Annotated in this window: 14 protein-coding genes; 3 read left to right on the top strand and 11 right to left on the bottom strand. The window is 47.2% G+C overall.

The genetic code is table 11. From position 1 onward, the window contains the following. Positions 1-24: 24 nt before the first annotated feature. The 6 genes from NYE35_RS02165 to NYE35_RS02140 all read right to left on the bottom strand — a co-directional run bounded on the left by NYE35_RS02165 (position 25) and on the right by NYE35_RS02140 (position 7,224). Entirely contained in the window at positions 25-1,485 is a 1,461-nt protein-coding gene (locus tag NYE35_RS02165) for a CoA-acylating methylmalonate-semialdehyde dehydrogenase (RefSeq protein ID WP_076274104.1), read from the bottom strand. Between the two features lie 110 nt (positions 1,486-1,595). Beyond that, the gene (gene iolC, locus NYE35_RS02160; protein WP_038568343.1) at positions 1,596-2,606 is read right to left on the bottom strand and encodes a 5-dehydro-2-deoxygluconokinase; all 1,011 of its coding nucleotides are present in this window, start codon (positions 2,604-2,606) and stop codon (positions 1,596-1,598) included. Between the two features lie 263 nt (positions 2,607-2,869). After that, complete coding sequence (locus NYE35_RS02155; protein ID WP_076101202.1) at positions 2,870-3,880, bottom strand: LacI family DNA-binding transcriptional regulator; 1,011 nt, start codon at positions 3,878-3,880, stop codon at positions 2,870-2,872. Between the two features lie 185 nt (positions 3,881-4,065). Next, the gene (gene iolB / locus NYE35_RS02150; protein ID WP_076134818.1) at positions 4,066-4,896 is read right to left on the bottom strand and encodes a 5-deoxy-glucuronate isomerase; all 831 of its coding nucleotides are present in this window, start codon (positions 4,894-4,896) and stop codon (positions 4,066-4,068) included. 38 nt (positions 4,897-4,934) lie between these two features. Next, complete coding sequence (gene iolG / locus NYE35_RS02145; protein ID WP_052096728.1) at positions 4,935-5,981, bottom strand: inositol 2-dehydrogenase; 1,047 nt, start codon at positions 5,979-5,981, stop codon at positions 4,935-4,937. A gap of 127 nt (positions 5,982-6,108) precedes the next feature. Next, a complete protein-coding gene (locus NYE35_RS02140) occupies positions 6,109-7,224 on the bottom strand; it encodes a glycoside hydrolase family 88/105 protein (RefSeq protein WP_341120063.1) in 1,116 nt (371 codons plus the stop codon). 189 nt (positions 7,225-7,413) lie between these two features. Between NYE35_RS02140 and NYE35_RS02135 the strand changes: the two genes are divergently transcribed. Then, a complete protein-coding gene (locus tag NYE35_RS02135; RefSeq protein ID WP_038568333.1) occupies positions 7,414-8,325 on the top strand; it encodes a helix-turn-helix transcriptional regulator in 912 nt (303 codons plus the stop codon). Between the two features lie 692 nt (positions 8,326-9,017). On the opposite strand, the gene NYE35_RS02130 is transcribed toward NYE35_RS02135, so the two are convergent. The 3 genes from NYE35_RS02130 to NYE35_RS02120 form a co-directional block, all read right to left on the bottom strand. Next, complete coding sequence (locus NYE35_RS02130; RefSeq protein WP_036687460.1) at positions 9,018-10,262, bottom strand: L-lactate MFS transporter; 1,245 nt, start codon at positions 10,260-10,262, stop codon at positions 9,018-9,020. 138 nt (positions 10,263-10,400) lie between these two features. Continuing rightward, complete coding sequence (locus tag NYE35_RS02125; protein WP_341120061.1) at positions 10,401-11,129, bottom strand: LytR/AlgR family response regulator transcription factor; 729 nt, start codon at positions 11,127-11,129, stop codon at positions 10,401-10,403. Beyond that, positions 11,126-12,730: a sensor histidine kinase gene (locus NYE35_RS02120; protein ID WP_280513476.1), complete on the bottom strand. Its 1,605-nt coding sequence runs from the start codon at positions 12,728-12,730 to the stop codon at positions 11,126-11,128. Before NYE35_RS02120 ends, NYE35_RS02125 begins: the two co-directional genes overlap by 4 nt. Positions 12,731-12,991: 261 nt before the next feature. Here NYE35_RS02120 and NYE35_RS02115 point away from each other — a divergent pair, with 261 nt between their 5' ends. Then, a complete protein-coding gene (locus NYE35_RS02115) occupies positions 12,992-13,507 on the top strand; it encodes a nucleotidyltransferase family protein (RefSeq protein ID WP_051491511.1) in 516 nt (171 codons plus the stop codon). A 75-nt stretch (positions 13,508-13,582) separates the two neighbouring features. Here NYE35_RS02115 and NYE35_RS02110 read toward each other — a convergent pair whose 3' ends face one another. Beyond that, complete coding sequence (locus tag NYE35_RS02110) at positions 13,583-15,097, bottom strand: methyl-accepting chemotaxis protein (protein WP_051491509.1); 1,515 nt, start codon at positions 15,095-15,097, stop codon at positions 13,583-13,585. 234 nt (positions 15,098-15,331) lie between these two features. On the opposite strand from NYE35_RS02110, the gene NYE35_RS02105 reads away from it, so the two are divergent. Beyond that, positions 15,332-16,426, top strand: a complete 1,095-nt coding sequence (locus NYE35_RS02105) for a GGDEF domain-containing protein (protein ID WP_038568323.1) — start codon at positions 15,332-15,334, stop codon at positions 16,424-16,426. Between the two features lie 118 nt (positions 16,427-16,544). Here NYE35_RS02105 and NYE35_RS02100 read toward each other — a convergent pair whose 3' ends face one another. Beyond that, on the bottom strand, positions 16,545-19,667 hold the full coding sequence (locus NYE35_RS02100; protein ID WP_341120058.1) for an EAL domain-containing protein: 3,123 nt from the start codon (positions 19,665-19,667) through the stop codon (positions 16,545-16,547). Positions 19,668-19,855: the final 188 nt, after the last annotated feature.

The raw sequence follows: 19,855 nt of genomic DNA, 5'->3' as shown, positions 1-19,855 counted from the left end.
GAAACCTCCCTTTCGCCGTTTTTGTTACTGCCAGCGGGCAGTGACGACTTTTTTGCGTGTATAAAATTCAACCCCGTCGCTTCCATTCGCATGCAGATCGCCATAGAAGGAATCCTTCCAGCCGGAGAAAGGGAAAAAGGCCATCGGGGCTGGCACTCCGACATTGACACCCAACATGCCTGACTCGATATTTTCCCGGAAATAGCGCACTTTCCCGCCGTCATTCGTAAAAATACATGCCCCGTTGGCAAAACGAGAGGTATTGGCAATTTCAATCGCCTCTTCTACATCCTTGACACGGATCACTGCCAGGACAGGCGCGAAGATTTCCTCCTGCCAGATTTTCATTTCCCGGGTCACTCCATCAAACAAGGTTGGGCCGATAAAATAACCCTGTCCCTGCACCGCGGCATCCGCCCGGCCGTCCCTTAGCAACTTAGCACCCTCAGCCACGCCTTGTTCAATATAAGCGACCGTTTTGTCTTTGTGACTTTGGCGGATAACCGGCCCAAGAAACGTGTCGTCGTCCAAACCATTGCCGATGTTCATCTGCTCACATTCCCTCAGGAGGATGGAGATCAGCTCATCAGCAACCTCTTCCTGCACCGTTACCACGGAGCAAGCCATACAGCGCTCTCCCGCCGAGCCGAAGGCTGCGTTGACAATCTGTGTTGCCGAAGCCTCAAGATTCGCGTCTGCCAACACGATAGAGTGATTTTTCGCCCCTGCCAACGCCTGAACCCGCTTCAAACACGCCGTACCCTTCTTGTAGACATATTCGGCCACTGGCTGTGAGCCAACGAAGGAAATCGCCTTCACATCAGGATGCTCCAGCAGGCCGTTTACCACCTCATGCGCACCGTTAACCAGATTGAGCACGCCTTTCGGAAGCCCGGCTTCCTCTAGCAATTCGACCAAACGCGCTGCCAGCAGCGGTGTGCGTTCGGAGGGCTTCAGCACAAAGGTATTTCCACAGGCGATGGCCAACGGGAACATCCAGCAAGGCACCATCATCGGAAAATTAAACGGTGTGATCCCGCCGACTACACCGATGGGATAGCGATACATCCCAGACTCGATGCCTGTCGCGATGTCGGGCAGCTGCCGGCCCATCATCAGCGTCGGCGCACCTGCCGCAAATTCCACACACTCAATGCCGCGCTGCACCTCTCCGTAGGCCTCTTTGAAGCTTTTTCCATTCTCCAGCGTGATCGTCTTCGCCAGTTCATCCCAATGGTCCACCAGCAGCTGCTGATATTTGAACAAGATCCGCGCTCTGCGCGGCACCGGTGTCTTGGACCAGCCTGCAAAAGCCGCCTTTGCCGCCGCCACTGCCCGATCAACATCGACTCTGCTGGACAGCGGAACACTTGCCATCTCCTCACCAGACGCTGGATTGTATACCGTTTCTGTCTGCTCCGCAGCCGCCTCTACCCACTGCCCGTCAATATAGTTGTTCAGCACTTGCACGGTTTGCTGTGCCATTCTACTCACTCCTTCATCTCTATTAATGCGATCCCGCGAATGTAATCTAATCTTGCATAGCTATTCGATCTGGGGTTGTTTGAGTTGTGTCCTCTCCAACCTCCGCCTACTTACTCTGCACCTGAAGTGATTTCCTCGTTAGACAATAAAAACGCTTCCAATTCATCCAAGGTTGGCATGGCATCCGAACAGCTGTGGCGGGAGATGACAATGGATGCCGACGCGCTGCCGCGGCGCATGGCCTCACCCACGCTTTCCCCCCGCATTAGACTGTGAATAAAGGCTGAGGCGTAAGAATCTCCGGCTCCAAATGTCTTCAATACTTTAGCGGGAAAAATACCACTCCGATGCTTCTGCCCATCCGCCGTGTAGGAGATTGAACCACTCCCGCCATGCTTGATAACGACCAGCTTTGCTTGGTGCGAGAACCAGCGGTTAACTGTTGCTTCGTCATCTGCATCTGTTACATTGTACAGGCTCTCCATCATATTAAATTCCTCACGGGTACCGATGATACAATCGCATTTCTCAGCTGCCAGATTATAATAAACCGCTGTTTCTGCGGCTGACTTCCACGTATAGGGGCGGTAATCGAGATCAAAAAATACAGTGACATTGTGCTTGCGGGCGAACTCCAAAGCGACAAACACAGCCTCACGGGACGGACTTTGTGCCAGTGCAGTACCTGAGATCAGCAGTGCCTTGGACTTCCGAATATACTCTTCCGAGATCTCCTCCGTACTCAGCAGCAAATCAGCCACATGATCCCGGTACATCAGAATGCTGCACTCCTGAGGGCTCTTTATTTCAGTAAAAGCAAGCCCAGTCACTGCACCAGTCTGGTCAACACTCACCTGGCTATCGTCAATGCCATTCCTTTGCAGATAAGTTCGGATAAAACGGCCCATCTGATCATCGGATATCTTACCGATAAAGCCAGTGCGCATCCCTAGCCGTGCTGCTCCAATTATGATATTGGCAGGAGAGCCGCCAACATATTTGGTAAAGGTCAGTGTCTCTTCCATTGGTCTTCCGGTTTCATTAGCGTTCAAGTCAATACAGAGCCGACCGACAGCGATTAAATCCAGCGGTCGTGCAGGATCGAACTGTAAACCGTTCATTATGACGCCTCCTTGAGAAAACTTCAGTGAAATGGATTAATGAGAAACAACAATCATCGGGGGATGGGTTAAGCGCTTAACCTAATTTCCATTAGTATAGTTTAGAAATTGGAGTTTGGCAATCCTGAACTTAAACGAAGTTGGGATCTGAACTCATGTATCAGAAAAAAGCAAAGAAAAGACCTGTATCTCGCCGCTAAGCGAAGTACAGGTCTTCAGATAGGAGTCGGCGTTCTTACTCCGTTTGTAGAGTTTGTGTCTTCCTAATGCGGTGCCGGTCCGGTGGAATGGCGGACTATCAGTTCCGGCATCAGCATGATCTTGCGCTTAGGACTATCGGGATTGTCGATAGATTCGTTCAGCAGAATCATCGCCTGTTCCGTCATCTCACGCAGAGGCTGAGCAATACTGGTCAAGGTGGGATGGCAAATTTCAGCCAGCATTGTATTGTCAAAACCCACTACGGACAGATCACGGGGAATTGACAAGCCTGCGCTGCGCGCCTCCTTCAATATCCCAATCGCGAGCAGATCGTTGCAAGCGAATATCGCGGTCGGCCGGTCTTCCTGCGCCTGAGCTAGCATCGCGGCAGCCGCTTTGCGGCCGTTCTCCAGCGTGGCTGAGGTATGCGTGAGATTAGCCGGATTGTCAAAGCCAACACCTGCTGCCTTGAGCGCATCCATAAAGCCTTCCACGCGCAGCTTACTCCCCGGTAAATTGTCAGAGATAACGCCGAGCCTGCGATGGCCCAAGGACAACAGATATTCTGTCGCCTGATAGCCTCCCTTATAGTCATCCACCGTGACGCTGTTGCTCTCCATCATCCGGATATCAGCCGAAAATAACACAAGCGGCACGTGATCAGCCAGCAGGCGGCGGACCATATCCGGATTCCCTGTATGAGAAGCAATGATTATACCGTCCACCCGTTTGCGCAGGAGCAGTGAGATATACCGGGCCGCCTTCTCATCATCCCGGTCTGTACTGCATACAATCAAGTCGCTTCCCTGCTCCTGAGCATAATCCTCAATACCTCGGGCCGCCTCAGCAAAAAAGGGGTTGGAAATATCGGGAATCATCAGCCCGATCGTTCCCGTTCGGCGACTCGTCAGCGCAGAGGCCACCAGACTCGGCTGGTAATTCAGCTCCTCCATGATCCGATGAACCTTCTCCCGTGTCTTATCGCTAATTCTCCCGTTCTTGTTCAACACCTTGGACACCGTAGCGATGGAGACTCCCGCTTCCCGTGCCACATCATATATCGTAGGTTTCATCGTTAGTGAGCCCGCCTTTACGTTCGTACAATCAATCCTATACCTAGATTATAAGGAACTCTTCTGACAGTGTCTATTAAGCGGTGCAAGGGACTCTGTTACTGTGGCGAACATTTGGTCAATACATCGACACAAAGAAGGAGCCTCCGCCTTGCGGAAGCCCCCTTTTCGTGCGTGCTGCTACACTATTCCTTCTTATCCTTCTGGTGTTGCTGCATCTCGAACAGCCATTCATGTTCCGGATCATTATGAAAAACCCATGTGCGGACCGGACCTGCCATCACATTGAGATAATAAGAATCATAACCCGGCGGTGCCGATACAGGATGATAGCCCTCTGGAACCAATACAATACTGCGGTCAGACACCGCCATCGTCTCATCGAGGCTGCGGTCATCATTATACACCCGCTGCACTACAAAACCATGAGCCGGGTTAACCCGGTGGTAGTATGTCTCTTCCAGATAAGACTCAGCAGGTAGATTGTCACAGTCATGCTTGTGCGGAGGATAGCTGGACCAATTGCCGCCACCCGTTCGTACTTCCACGACCAGCAGGCTCTCGGCTTCACTCTGCTCAGGCAAAATGTTGACCACTCGCCGTGACATGCTGCCAGAACCGCGGGCTTCGGCTACAGTATCGCACGGAGCGATCAAACGTGGCGCATATTTGCCCGTTCCTGGTGCAAGGCAAACCGCAAGTTCCAGCTCCGTCAAGGCCGTAACTTCATAATGCCCTCCCGCCGGAATATACACCGCATACGGCGGCAAATCCTCAAATACAGACATACGTTCACCGATCCCGGCGAACAACTGGGCGCCTGCTCTCACATCCGCCTTGCCCGCCAGCAGCACCAGACAGATTTCATTCCCTTCCGCGCTGCGGCTCAGCGTATCCCCAACCTGCAGCTGGTACACTTCAAAACCTACATACTCCCATCCAGCGCTCTCCTTGCTAACTGCCGCTACAAGTCCATCTTTGCCGGGTGCTCCGGCTTTTATGATTAGATTGGACATCTTCACAGACCTCCCCCATCTTCAGCATCTGCATCCGCTTACAAAGCATGTGTCGCCGATATTCCCTCTCCGGCACAAGAAGACAACTTGACCGGAAGCCCGGTAAGATAGGATTCTTTAGCGGCTTCGGCAATCCGTTCCGCCTGTTGCCCATCAAGCCCGCTGCAAATGATAGGCTCCTGCAAGCGGATTGCCCGGGCAAATGCGGCAACCTCTTCCACGAAAGCCTGGTTATACCGCTCGAGAAAGAAATGAAGCGGCTGATCGCGTGTGACCGAAGCAGCGGTTGAAACCTCTACAGTTGTTGGACGGCAGTTGTCGGCGGTGGCTGAGCCGCAGGAACCGAACACCTCCACACGTTGATCATAACCATATACAGCCTTACGGCTGTTATCAATGACGCAGATTGCGCCACTGGCAAAGGTCAGCGTGATGACAGCTGTATCCACATCATCGCAGCGCCCAAACATCGGATCAACGAGATTGGCACCTCGGGTATAAACTTCTGTTACTTCCTCACCCATCAGATAACGGGCCATATCAAAATCGTGAATCGTCATATCCATAAACATCCCGCCGGAAGACCGCACATAAGCCTCACCCGGAGGCTGCGGATCACGTGATGTGATCTTCACAACATGTGGACTGCCTAGCTCTCCTGACTGAACCAGTTGCTTAAGTTTGCGGAAGCTAGGGTCCATTCGCCGGTTGAAGCCGACCTGTAGCAATACACCCTCATCCTCCACTATCTTCAGTGCCTGGTGGGTAAACTCCGACGACAGGCTGATCGGCTTTTCACAGAAAATATGTTTCCCAGCCCGGGCTGCTAGCTCAATCCAAGAGGCGTGGGTATCCGTAGGTGTGCAGATAAACACAGCCTCGATCTCAGGGTCATTCAGAAGGTCTTGCCCATTCACAAATGCAGAGCCAAGATTCCGGCTCTCTGCCCAGACCAGCAATTCCTCACTTACCACAGCCTCCGCAATGGATTTCAACTTAAACGACGGCATTACACGCAGATTATCTGCATGAAGCCGGCCAATTCTGCCTGCCCCAATAATGCCAACTACGATCGGATTTACCATGTTTGCTTATCCTCCTTCAAGGTAAGCGCTTAACCATCCCGAAAATAGTATACTCCAAGCACCAGCGAAGTTACAAGCAAATATTTCTCCAGCTTTTTTGACTCTCGCCTTAGCTATTTACTCAACCTCAACAGTAATGTAACGCTTCACCTAGTGCGACTAAAACCATGGCCTGCCCGTAGGCCATGGGGGCAATAATGATTTGCTTATAATCTTCTTTTGCAGCACCAATCGGAGTGCCGCCGGATACACCAAGCACCGTGCCTTCATCGTCAATTCTGTCCAGCACCGCCCGGATCGCTTTCAGGGCATGACCTGCATACGATTCCGGCAACAACCCCCTGCGTGCGCTATGCAAAATACCCGCTGCGATAGCTGCTGAGCCTGACGTTTCAGTATAACTGCTAGAGTCGTCCAGCAGCGTATGCCATAATCCGTCTCCGCTCTGGCAGGCTAATAAAGCTGTTGCCTGTGCGTTCAGGATCTGTTGGAGATATTCAAACACTCCACTGTCCAGATACGGCCCCATCAAATCCAGGTATTCAGGCAGGCCGAGTGTAAACCAGCTATTACCCCGGCACCAGAAGGCTTCGCTGAAATTATGCCGGCCGCCAAAATGCCAGCCATGAAAAAACAGCCCTGTCTTTTTATCATACAGGTATTTGATATGCAGCAGCAGTTGGTAAAGCGACGCTTGCCGCCATGCGGAATTATCGTATTTCACACCCATTTTTGCCGTGAACAAAATAGCCATAAATAACGTATCAATCCAGATTTCATTATCGTTGAGCGTAACTTCATCCTTGCTCGCTCCTGTTGTGACATGCTGATAACCAGACTCCTTCGTCCGCGGCAGGCCATGCATCAACCACTGCACCCATTCCAGGCTTAATTCCTCCGCTTCCTTCAGTTCCATCAATGACAGCAACGGCGCTGTTGTATTGATATTCCGGCTCGGCAGCCCCTTGCCCAGCTGCTTGCTCATCCAAAGCTTGGCATATTCTTGATAACGCTCATCCTTGAAATGCTGCTCAAGCTTTTGAAGTCCGTAAAGCCCCACTCCCTGCGGCCAATCCCATTCCTCCATGCCAAAATCACGAGCAAAATACCCCCGTCGTCCCGCATCCTCCCCTAAATTTTGCAGTTCGGCTTCGTTTTCCGGCCGCTCCAGCTTCAGCAGCTTATCCGTCACGCGGTTCAGCTTTTCAATGATCTCAACTTTACTAATCCGGCTGTTGTTCATCTGTTTTCCGCCCCTTCGCCTGCCATTTTGGGTCTTCCCTCATGTTGGCTAGTTCCTTCACCCGTAATATATCAAACCATTCCATACAAAAACTACTTTATATTTGCTGTAATAACCCTCATATATTGCAAATCTTGCTTTTCTGAACATATAATAAGTGCATATTACAGAATAAGGCGGTGAGAGCATTTGCTTGAAAGCGACTTACTGTACGAACAAGGATATAGCGTACGTATCAACACGCCCGTTGATCCCCTTTTTTACTATTTTGATTATGACCAGCGTTCTCACGATATCAATATGGAGTTTCAGCATTTTCATGATTTTTACGAGATTCATATTTTAATGGATTCCCGAGCCACTCATATTATCGATGGGAATGTCTGCGCCCTCCAGCAGTATGACATCGTGCTCCTGCGTCCTTATCGGATGCATAAGACACAATATCCGGAAGGGCCGCCGTTTAAGCGGCTGATCATAAACTTCGCCATGCCCAAGGATATACCCGGTTTAGAGAACGCTTACAAAAGTATGTTTCTCTCATTTTGGGAAGAAATACCGATCTACCGTTTGCCAAAAGAGTTGCGCAAAGCCGTGTTTGATCCTCTTAACGCTATCTTCACCTTATCACACAGCACTTCACCATTAAATCCAGTACTGATTCACAGCCTTTTCCAACAGTTTCTATGTGCTTTATACCAGCGCAGGGATCAGAACAGCTATGTCCCAGAGGAGATCGGAAATGCCATTATGCAAAAAATCTACTCGATCACCGCATACATCCATAGCCATTACAACAGCGAGTTATCCCTTGATTTCCTCGCTAAAGAGTTCTTTATCAGCTCCTATTATTTATCACACCAATTTAAGTTAATTACCGGCTCCACGCTGACAGAATATATTCAGATGACCCGGGTCCGTAATGCCCAGCAATTGCTGATTTACACCCGCCTGAAGATTTCCGAGATCGCCGGGCAATGCGGATTCAACAGTTTCTCCCAGTTCAACCGCATATTCAATAAACTTAGCGGGGTCTCCCCATCCGAGTTCCGCAAGAATCAGATCACATCCAACACTGCTTCGACCACACTGTCCTATTGATGTACTTGCTTACCTAGTTACAAAAAATCCGCTGTGCGTCCGACAAATCTATCCACCCTCTAAATAAACATATTGAGCAGTAACGGAGGCAATGTTTAGACGCAAAAGAGAGACAAAGGGAAAGGAATGGCAAAAGTGATGGTGCAGGCGCACAGACGTTGGTACAGATGCTGGTACTGATGTAGGTGCTGGTGTAGGTGCCTGTAGTGATATAGGTGCTAGGTGCTCCTAGTGATGTAGGTGCTAAGTGCTCCTAGTGATGTAGGTGCTAGGCGCTCGTAGTGATATAGGTGCTGGTGCTGGTGCTGGTGCTGGTGCTGGTGCTGGTGCTGGTGCTGGTGCAAGGGTAGTCACGTTTAACTGTATTTCATACAACTATTTTTTCACGCATCACGCCACCATTAGATATAGCTGTATTTGGTGCAACTATTTCCTTGGTTTTTTCGCCTCTAAGCAACATCTCGAGGTTTTAGTTGTACAGAATACAGCTAAAGTCCGAAGATTCACTATTTCATACGGAATAGTTGTACAGAATGCAGTTACTTCTCAGATCCCAGCAAAACTCCTTCTCCCAATTGAAGATAATCCGCCCAAACAAGTCTCAGCTCAGCAAGCCACCGCAAATCAAAAAAACAGGCAGCAATTCTCCACTAACCGGAGAATCGCTGCCTGGCTCTAACTTCAATTACACCTTAAGCCGTACGTTCCGTTGCTTTGAGACGCAGCGCTTTTTTCTCTTTCGACTTCGCCACTGGCGGTTTCAGAGAAATCGCGATGATGCAGGCCAGCAGGCACAAGAGGCCAAAGATAACAAAGGTTGGTTTGAACCCGCCTAGGAAGACGGCGATAAACGAACCGGAAAGGGCACCAATACCAAAACCTTGGTAGACGATTCCGTAGTTCTTACTGTGATTTTTCAGTCCGAAGAAGTCGCTGACAATGGCCGGGAACACCGTGATATTCCCGCCAAAGCAGAACGCAATGGCTGCTACACAAGTGAAGAAAAGTCCGAAATTCAGGGTCGCGTAGCTGAGGGTCAGCATAGCCGCCGCAGTTACAGCAAGTGATGCGCCTACCAGCTTCAAGCGACTCATTTTGTCAGATAAAGCACCCAGAATTAAACGTCCCGCTGTATTAAAGATCGCAATCATAGCCACCGCACTAGCTGCTGTCTGTACATCAAGTCCAGCCAGCTGCACGCCGATATCTTTTACAATACCGATCAAATACAGACCACACATACAAGCGGTGAAAAAGATGATAAATAGCAGATAAGCTTCTTTTGTCCGCAGCATTTCTTTGACCGTATAGTCTTTCGGTGAACTCATTACTGCAGCTGTCGTTGAACCCGCTGGTGCTGGGGCCGCTTGAACCGGAGCTTCTCTTACGAGCAAGGAACCGATTACAATCATGCCCATAACAATCAAACCCCAATACATAAATGTATTAGACACACCCACTGAGTCAATCAACCCGCCGTTAATATATTTAAAGATCAAACTCCCTGTTCCATAAGCACCAACGGACACGCCGGAGATTAAACCTTTATTATTCGGAAACCATTTAATTAAATTAGATAATGAAGTGATATAAGCTGTCCCATCCGCAAAACCAACGATCACCCCAACCAATAAATAGAACATGAAGAGTGAATTGGCCTGCGAGCTAAGGATCAATCCTAGTCCGAGCACAATCCCAGCAGTAGCAGTCAAACGGCGAAGCCCGAAACGATCCTGCAGCTTCCCTGCGAACAAGGTCGCGAAAGCGAGTGCAAAGCTCGTTATAGAAAAAGTAATCGAAACGGAGTTAAGCTCCCAGCCAAATTTTGTTACCAGATGCGCATTAAATAAACTCCATGTATAGATGGTACCTAGACCCATTTGCATAATTACTGTACCTAATACGATTAGCCACCGTTTGGTACTTTTGCTGTCCATTGTCGTAGTCATGGTCTTTTCCTTCTTTCTCTCTCGTTGTCTGCTACAAGAGCTTCTATCGCCTCTTTATTGTAGCTAAACCAGCCGATGTTGAGAGAAATCCGGCATGAGATGACGGAAATGAAGAATGAATTGCATTTATAAGCGCATAATCTGCCTGAATTCTTTTACCTTACTGCGACTTACCGGCACCTCAAAATCCAAATCATGCAGGCGCAGCAAATACGTATTATTGAACCACGGGATGATTTCCTTGATCTTGGACAGGTTAACAATATAGGAACGATGGCAGCGAAAAAAACGATCCTGCGGCAGCCGCTGAAAGAAATCGCTGATACTAAGTGCCATGCTGTATTCCTCACCTTTAGTCATCACACTTGTGCTTTTTTCCTGCGCGGAGGCGTAATAAATATCGTCGGCATTCACTACGATAATCTTTTCATTTTTCCACAGATTGACCTTGTCACTGACCGGATTACGTTCTTCTTCCCCATGTCGTCCACGGCTGGCAAACGCATTTTCCAGCTTGTGCAGCATGGCTTTGATGCGTACCTCACTATAAGGCTTAAGAATATAGTCAAAAGCTTCAATCTCAAACGCCTCAGCGGCATGCTCCTTATACGCAGTGATGAACACTATGTAGGGTTTTACCGAGAATCTACTGATATTCTGTGCCAACAGCACTCCGTCGATGGAGGGAATATTAATATCCAGAAAAATCACATCTATCGTATCACTCTGCAAAAATTTAAGCGCGTCCAACCCATCTTCAAACTGTGCCGTTATGTCGATCCCGCTGTGCGTCTCTATTAAATAAGCCAGCTCCTGTCTTGCCAGCTCTTCATCTTCTACGATGATCGCTCTCATTGGTCCTCCTTTTTAACATCAAAAAAAATGTTCGTACCTTTATCCAATCTCTGAATGGTAAGTCCAGTCCCATAGATCAGCTTTACCCGCTGGTGTACATTAAACAGCCCGATTTTATTCTCCGGCATATCGCCAGTATAGACCTTCTCTATCGTTTCCTCGCTGATGCCAGCTCCGGTATCGCGAATGCCCACCCGTACGGTATCCCCGTGGTCTTTTACAGAAATCGTTACTGTTCCTGTCCCTCTTACCTTCAGTATGCCATGTATAATCGCATTTTCTACAAGCGGCTGAATGATCAGACTCGGAATCCGAACCTGAACCTCATCAATATCATAAAGCACGTTAAGCCGGCTTCCAAAACGCGCCTTTTCGATCTCTACGTATTGCTGGACCTGCTGTAGCTCTCGTTTGATATCAATGAATTCATCGGTAAGCTCCAGATTGTATCTCATATAACCGGACAGATTCACAATCAGCTCACGCGCCTTATCCGGATTAATTCGAATCGAGGACGCAATCGCATTCAGTGCATTGAATAAAAAATGCGGGTTAATGCTGGTCTGCAGTGCCTTCAGCTCCGCTTTGTTCGCCATTTCCTTAATGCCTTCCACCCGCGACACTTCCATCAAGGTAGAGATCATTTGCGACAGACCCACGGCCATAGCTTGAAGTGAGTAGGTAATCTTGTGGGCTTTGGTGTAATAGATTTTGAGCGCTCCCGTCACCTCACCCTTTTCCTTCAAAGGAATAATGATCAGCGACTTGATCTGCGGATTCACGTAATCACTATCATCATTACGGATGGTAATTTCACCACTGGACAACGTTACTTTAGTTTCCTCACTGATAATATCGTTAGTTGTCTCATAATCCTCCTCACCCACACCAACATAGGCACGAATAAACCGAGTATCAGTAATCGCTACAGCGTCTGCACCGATATCCTCTTTGATGATCTGGCAGATGGTGTGCAGCGACTCCTGATTAATATTGCGAAAATACGGCAAGGTCTTATTGGCAATATCAAGCGCCAGCTTGGACTGCTTAGCCGCAATCCGTTCCTTCTCACCTTCCACGCTCTGCACTAACACGACAATCAGGCCGACACTAATCTGGCTCATAATCATCGGAAAAGCGATCTTGGACACGATATCCACACCCAGCGACATCGGCTGAGCCATCGCTAGAATGAGCAGCATCGTCAGTGCCTCACAGGCCATTCCCGCCAAAATGCCTGCTATCCAGCGACGCTCACCAGAGGTGCGGCGATAGATTATCCCAGACACTATGCCCGCGGTGATACTCGTAATCAGACAAGGAAGAGAGGTTACCCCTCCGATATCAATCAGAAAACGGTGAACCCCTGAGATGATGCCTGTTATAAGTCCAACCCATGGCCCGAACAAAATCCCGCCAGATACGATGGCGATAATTCGTACATTCACAAGCGAACCTTCCACATTAATTCCGCTATAAGTGCCGAAAATGGCAAATAAGCTGAAGATCATCGTTGCAATAGCAAGCTCTTGCGGAGCGTAACTCCCTTTTTGAAAAACCTCTTTAAACCGCGGCAGACGAGTCAATACAAATAGACACATCAGCAATAACGCAGCTCTTTCCAACAATTGCAGTAATATAGTAAACGTATATTGCACGGTCACCGCCTCCAAAGGTCTCGATGTCGATTCATTATAAAGATAGTTCATGCCTCTGTCCATTCAGCCTGTCCCTTTATACCTCTATTGAAACTCTTGTTGTATGATATTAACAGATTGGAAGCATGAATATTAGGAGGTGGCAGTTTGCGCAAGATAGAACACGAGGCAGATATCATTCAGCTTGTACATAATGATCCCTGGATGATGGATATTTTAGAAAATGCCAGATCGCTACAGTTACCTGACTGGTGGGTTTGTGCTGGGTTTGTACGTTCAAAAATCTGGGATACCTTACATGGATTTGAAGAACGGACCCCTTTGCCAGATATTGATGTTATTTATTATGACGGCAGCAATCTTCATGAGGAAGTGGAAAAGCAATGGGAGGCAAAACTAAGAGATTTAAATCCCCATGTGCCATGGTCCGTTAAGAATGAAGCAAGAATGCATACCATTAACAACCTTGCACCCTATACGTCATCTGTAGATGCCATCTCCAAGTTTCCGGAAACAGCTACAGCGCTTGGGCTTTCCTTAGATGAATACGGTAAGGTTATCCTAACCGCTCCGCATGGGATTGCGGATGTTATTAATGTAGTGTTGCGGGCTACCCCTCATTTCAACAATAATCCAAGCTTACTCCCTATTTATGAAAAACGAATTGCACAAAAAAACTGGCAGGCAACGTGGAAGCAATTGCAGGTCAGCGCTACCTAAAGCTAAGTTGTGTTAGCATCGGAATAAAAAAAACAGCAAGCCTCTGCTACAGAAGGGCTTGCTGCTGTTGCTTTATTACACCGCTAAATCAATACCCACCACGCCTACTACATCTCCCTGACGATTCCGGATTGCTCTAGATAATGTAATACAAGAACGTTTCGTAATCGCAGATACGTAAGGTTTAGAGACATATTCACCTTCATTCATGGCCCCATTCCACCAATCACGCCGCTTAGCATTCAACAAGCCAGCCGCTGGCTCGGAGTAGATAAAGGTTCCATCCGTCCGATTAGACCAAATGGCTTGTACATCTGGAATTTTCTTAATGTAAGCGTTCAAAACACCTTGATGAACTTCAGTATCTGGAGCGTAAAGTTCTTCCTTGGCGGAAATCGTCTCCAAGAGACTCTGCATTTCCTGAAGCCGGGCTGCATATTGGCTCATCTCAATTTCCGCTCTGCCCGCAATGCTAGTAACCGATTGCTGCAAGGATTGCGACTCCGCTAACAGATTGGCGCTGACTTCGTTCAGCTGCCCAATTTGATCCCGCTGCCGTGTCACCTGCTCCAGCGTAAGGTCTACATTGGCAATCGTCTCATTCACGATAGCCACCGCACCGCTCAGCTCCGTTGTCACTTCTACAATCAGCTTGCCCTGCTTCGCGGCAGCATCGATTGTTTCCGTCACGGCGCTGCCTACTTCATCTACTCTCGACGCGATATCATCGAGTCGAAGCTTCACCGTGCCGACCTCGTTCACCCCACGCTCCACTGAGACTTGCTCTTTCGTAACGGATTCCAGCACCTGCTGTACTCCATTATTAATGTCAAGCAAGATGCCTGAGGAGCGGTCTACCGAGCTCTTGCTTTGATCAGCCAGCTGCCGAATCCGGCTGGCCACTACTGCAAATCCGCGGCCCTGTTCACCGGCCCGGGCCGCTTCAATAGAAGCATTCAGCGCGAGCAATGAGGTCTCATTCACAATGGAGTTAATCAATGTATTGATCTCCTCTACCATCGCAATATGATTACTCAGGGTAGTAAACTTAGCTAACATGTCCCCACTCTGTGTTTGCAGATCCTTCATCACCCCATCTGCAATGCTCAGGGAATCTACCATTGCTGTCATTCCTTGCCGGGCATATTGCATATTCGAGCCTAGTTTTTCCGTCAATTCTTCGATATGTGCTGTAACTGAAGCTACACCGCCCATCGTCTGATAGGCCCCTTCAATATTGGCTTTAGCTTCGTTGCTGCGAATCCTTAAATCCGTTTCATACGCGTGTGAATAATCCGCTGTCTGCTGCAGCTGCTCTGTATGGCGGCTGATTTCTTCAAGTGCACCATGCAGCCGATCCGAGGTAACTACAATCTCATTGCCAAGAAGCTCCACTTTGTTCTGTGACTCCTTCAGCAGCGCTTCTTTGCGATAACCGTAGCGGGATGTATTCAGCGAGAACCATCCTAGAGAACCCATAAACAGAATAATCACCAGCTTATGAATCCAGAGCATGTCAATCAATAAGCTGTACACACTGACAAGAAGCAACAGGACGACTACAAAAATCTGGTTTGGACGGATCTGCATCTTCAATTCCACTCCACTCGATTGATGTTATGTATTCTAACATTATATCAGCAGAGTTAATTAAAGGAAATACTTTCTATAGTATTCCTTTTCGTTCAATCATTCCCCGGGCCAGGCAATCTCCCCTTATAAAGATGCTTGTTGAACTCCCGCTTCCAAGAAAGCCATCAAGAGGAAACCTGAGCTTATTGTCGAATATATAAGCATATTGCCACTGGAAAAGAGGATCACATTATGCGCGCCACACCTCAAACTCCTCGTCAGACCTATTGGAATCGTGTGCTTCTCAATTCATTCTGGATCATCCTGATTGTGTATTTAAGTATTCAGTTCATTGTTTCTCTATCCTTATGGAGCCAGCGTCCGGAAACCCCAACCAGGAACGATTATATTGAGCACTCGTTGATTTCTGATTCCATCATAGTGAGTTTGATCATTATTCTAGAAGTAATCTATAGATGGAGGCCTCTGTGGGCCCAACTCGCCATTACGGTTGCAAGCCATCTATTTGCGGTTTTGATTATCGTCAATCTCAGCGATGAGTTGCATGTTAAATCATTAATTATGCTGTTCCCGCTACTAGTCTCGATGATCTATCTGAAGAGCAGTTATATGATAGCCACTTCTGCTATTTCTCTACTGTACACGATCATTTTATTCATCAGGACACCCATTCACGAGTACTTACCGATCACCCAAACTATCATTATCGCTCTTATTTTTGCAGGCACTGCTTTGGCAGGTTTTGCAGTAATCGTTCGTGGACGTGATTTGATGCAATCCCTGCAGAACTCCGTTAAGTCAGAACAGGAATTACGCATTCAGAATATAATTATGGATCGTCTATCTAAGATAGACCCCCTGACTGATCTGTATAATCACAAGACTTTTCACGAATATTTAGGTTGGCTAATTGAGCATCAGCAGAGTAATCCATTCTCCATGCAGCTTGCCGTTATGGATATCGATAATTTCAAAAAAGTAAATGATTGCTATGGACACTCCGTTGGAGATATCGTATTACAAAAAGTCGCAGCGATTCTGCTCGAGTATATCGGTCCTGATGATTTCGCCGCGCGGTACGGTGGCGAGGAATTCATTGTCATTTTGACTACCAAAACCTTTGAGCGATCCTATGAAATCATGCAACAAATTCTAGCCAAAGTAGCCGATACCCCTTTTGCCGAAATGGAAGGTAAAAGCATAACCGTCAGTATCGGGATGCATGATTACACAGGCGCAGACTCCAAAAATTCCACTTTTCAGCAGGCTGATGATGCACTTTACGAAGCTAAAAACACCGGGAAGAATAAAATTGTCATCAGCTAGTGACAAGCTCCACAGACACTGTTTATCTGTCGGAGCTTGTTTTTTTGCAAAGACTTAATCTCAGAAGCATTACACACCAAAAACCCCCACCTTGTAGATGAGGGCTGTGTATCAACTGCTATATTCCGTAACGCTTCTGCGGTTCCAAAAGCTCCACCACTTCCTGCTTCGGAACAGGTCTGCTAACCAGATACCCCTGTACCTTATCGCAGCCCGATTTTCTGAGGAAATCCAGCTGGCTGATCTCTTCCACTCCCTCCGCAACGACCTCCAGCCCCATATTGTGTCCCAGCTGTATAATGGTCTGCACAAAAGACTGGCTGTAAGCTTTTTCCGAAAGCGAATCGATAAAGGTTTTATCCATTTTAAGCGTAGAAATCGGCAATTGCTGCAAATAACTAAGAGATGAGTACCCCGTTCCGAAATCATCCAGCGCAATACGAATGCCTTGGGATTTGAGGAATTGAAGCTTATTCACGATACTCTCAAACGATTCCATAAAGATAGACTCGGTGATTTCCAGTTCAAGACAACTAGGCTTTAGCCCGCTTTCAGCCAGACTTTCCTGCACCATCTCGACGAAATCATCCTGCAATAGTTGAATAATGGAAATGTTAACTGATATCTTGTAAGGAATGCCCATACGATCTTGAATGCCCTTCATAAAGATGCACGATTCCCTAAGCACCCATTCTCCAATATAAATAATCAGCCTGGAATCCTCGGCGATTTTGATAAAAGAAAGTGGAGATACAAAGCCCAGCGTTGGACTATTCCAGCGAATTAAAGCCTCAAAACCAGAGATTAATCCAGACTGGATATCCACCTGCGGTTGATAATATAGCTCAAACTCATTATTATTCATGGCACTGCGCAAATGCTTCTCTATATTCATCCGTTCATTAAACGCAGTATGCATGGATTTGTCATATACCACATAAGTCCCCTTGCCATCCTCTTTTGCCCGGTACATAGCGACATCCGCATTTTTTAAGATTTGCTCGGTGGTCTCCCCATCTTCCGGATAAAAGGAAATTCCGATGCTTACGGAAACGTACAAATAACTCTCTCCGATTAAAAAGGACTGCCTGAACGCTCTCATGATACGCTCCGCCAGGTCTAACACATCCTCGTGGTCTTCTATATCCTTAATAAAAATCACGAATTCATCCCCACCGAGCCGAGAGAGCATATCCCCTTCACGCACCAACGACTGCAGCCTTTTGCTAGCCTTCTGAATGAGAACATCACCGGATTTATGCCCTAAGGTATCATTGATGTATTTAAAATTATCGGTATCTACGAACAACAGCGCCGCCTTGCCTCCTGAACATTGCAGATATTTCTCCATAGATTCCAGTAGACATACACGGTTGGGTAAATTACTAAGCTCATCCACATAAGCTAGACGATGCATGTGTTTTTGATTCTCCACCAGCATATCGTATTGCTCTACAAGCTCCTGCTGTGTGGCTGTTAGCTGTTCATAGGTTGCCTCAAGCTCCTGATAACTGTTGCTCAGCTTTAGCTCTACCTGCTTCCGCTTACTAATATCAATCAGTGAACCGATAAATAACACAACTTCATCCTTTGGATCAACGATAGCTTTACCACTTACCTCAAACCAGACGAATTGATTATCTTTGGTCCGCATGCGGTATTCCGTCTCGTAGATAGGGGTTAAACCTGCCAGATGATCATGTCTTGCCTTTTGGGATGATGGCTGGTCATCGGGATGAATAATACTAAGCACCCCATTTTCGAATGAATTAATTTCATCCTCCGTATAGCCCATGAGCTTGTACCAGCGATCCGATAGATTATACAGTCCTGTCTCCCAATCAAGCTCCCACATGTAAGCACCAGAACCCTCTGTCGCGAGACTGAACCGTCGTTCACCTACCTGCAGCTTAGCAAATTGCTCCTGTAGCTCGACCTCTGTCGCTGACAGCTCTTCGTAAGTAGCTTCCAGTTCCTCATAACTTTGCTGAAGCCTTAGCTCATTTTGTTTGCGCTCATCGATATCCACTCCTACAAGCACAAAAATATCAGCTGCCTGCTTATCCAATCCTTTTAACAAGGTGGTCCGAAATGAAAAATACCGCGCTGCTGGCGAATTGTCCGGAAGTTTATGCTCAATATTATCAACATAGTCAAGCTGAACTGCCCTTTCCAGCAGATTCCGAATAGCCGCCGTACTGCCTGCCAGACCCTCGATATCCTCAATGTTTTTGCCCACTACTTCATTCTCGCATAGGCCCGTCATTCGCTCAGCGTAATTGTTAAACCGAACTACCTTTTTATCCGCCTGCACAGCCCAAACCACCATACCGCTATGCTCTATTACATCCTCAAAAAATTGCTGTTCCGAATAAACCGCACGCCGTAAGTGATTAATATACATTTTTAGCAAAACCGCACTAATGATTAGAAGACCAAGCAGAATAATGGCTCCCACAATAAATCTATTGCGCATCATAACTTTATAATAATCTGAATGAACGAAGAAATAGTGCTGATACAGCTCTTCAAAAGCACCGGAACGATGCAGTCGATCCAATCTCTCGTTAACATAAGTTACTAGCTCCGGAGCGGATTTACTTATTGCAAAAGCAACATCCCTAGGGTAGAGATTGCTCATTTTTTTGATAATACTCCCCTTCAATTTCTGTTCAGCAATCAGATAATCGATCACTTCCTGATTCTCAAATAGAAGGTCGATTTCCCCAGTTTCTAAAGCCTTCAAGGCCTCAGGAGTCGTTGCATATTCTATGTAATTTGTAATCCCCACCTTGCTGTTCAGCACGGTTGCAGAATACTGTCCATTCCCTAATCCAATCTTGTAACTTCCCAACGTCTTTAAATCGATCTCATCCTCAAGCTCTCGCCTCGCATAGATGGAAATATAGTTTTTAATAACTGGATCTGAAAATAACACCTCTTGGTTACGCGACTCCGTAATTGCCATAAGACCTGCTATCTCAATATCTCCTTGAATCAGCCGACTGTAAACTTCATCCCATTGCCCAGTACTGTAGTGAATAAGATAATCCTGCTTCTCAAAAATCATCGTGCTCAAATTAATATCAAACCCGGTCAAATACCCATTTTCTACATATTTATACGGTGGATATTCCAGTTCTACTTGGTACCTTATATCCTCTCTTTCGGCGTGAGCGGCTGTAGGAGGTACGAGCAAAAGCAGAAAAATAATCAGAAGCAACATTGTGCACCGCTTCATTGCCCAATTCCCCTTTTTGCAAAAATTTAGAATTTAAAGCATTATTCTAAAAAGTATTCGACAAAATATGGTAAGATTCCTGCTAATTCTTTCCTAAAACCACACATTATACGCAAATCCCCATCTTTCGATGGACTCTTTTATTTGTAAATGATAAAAGTTACGAAGTCTTGATTTTTATATTGCTT

The sequence above is a fragment of the Paenibacillus sp. FSL L8-0494 genome (assembly GCF_038003695.1).
Taxonomy (GTDB): Bacteria; Bacillota; Bacilli; order Paenibacillales; family Paenibacillaceae; genus Paenibacillus_AQ; species Paenibacillus_AQ odorifer.
The sequence above is the reverse complement of the archived record's forward strand: the minus strand, read 5'-3'. Positions and strand labels throughout refer to the sequence as shown.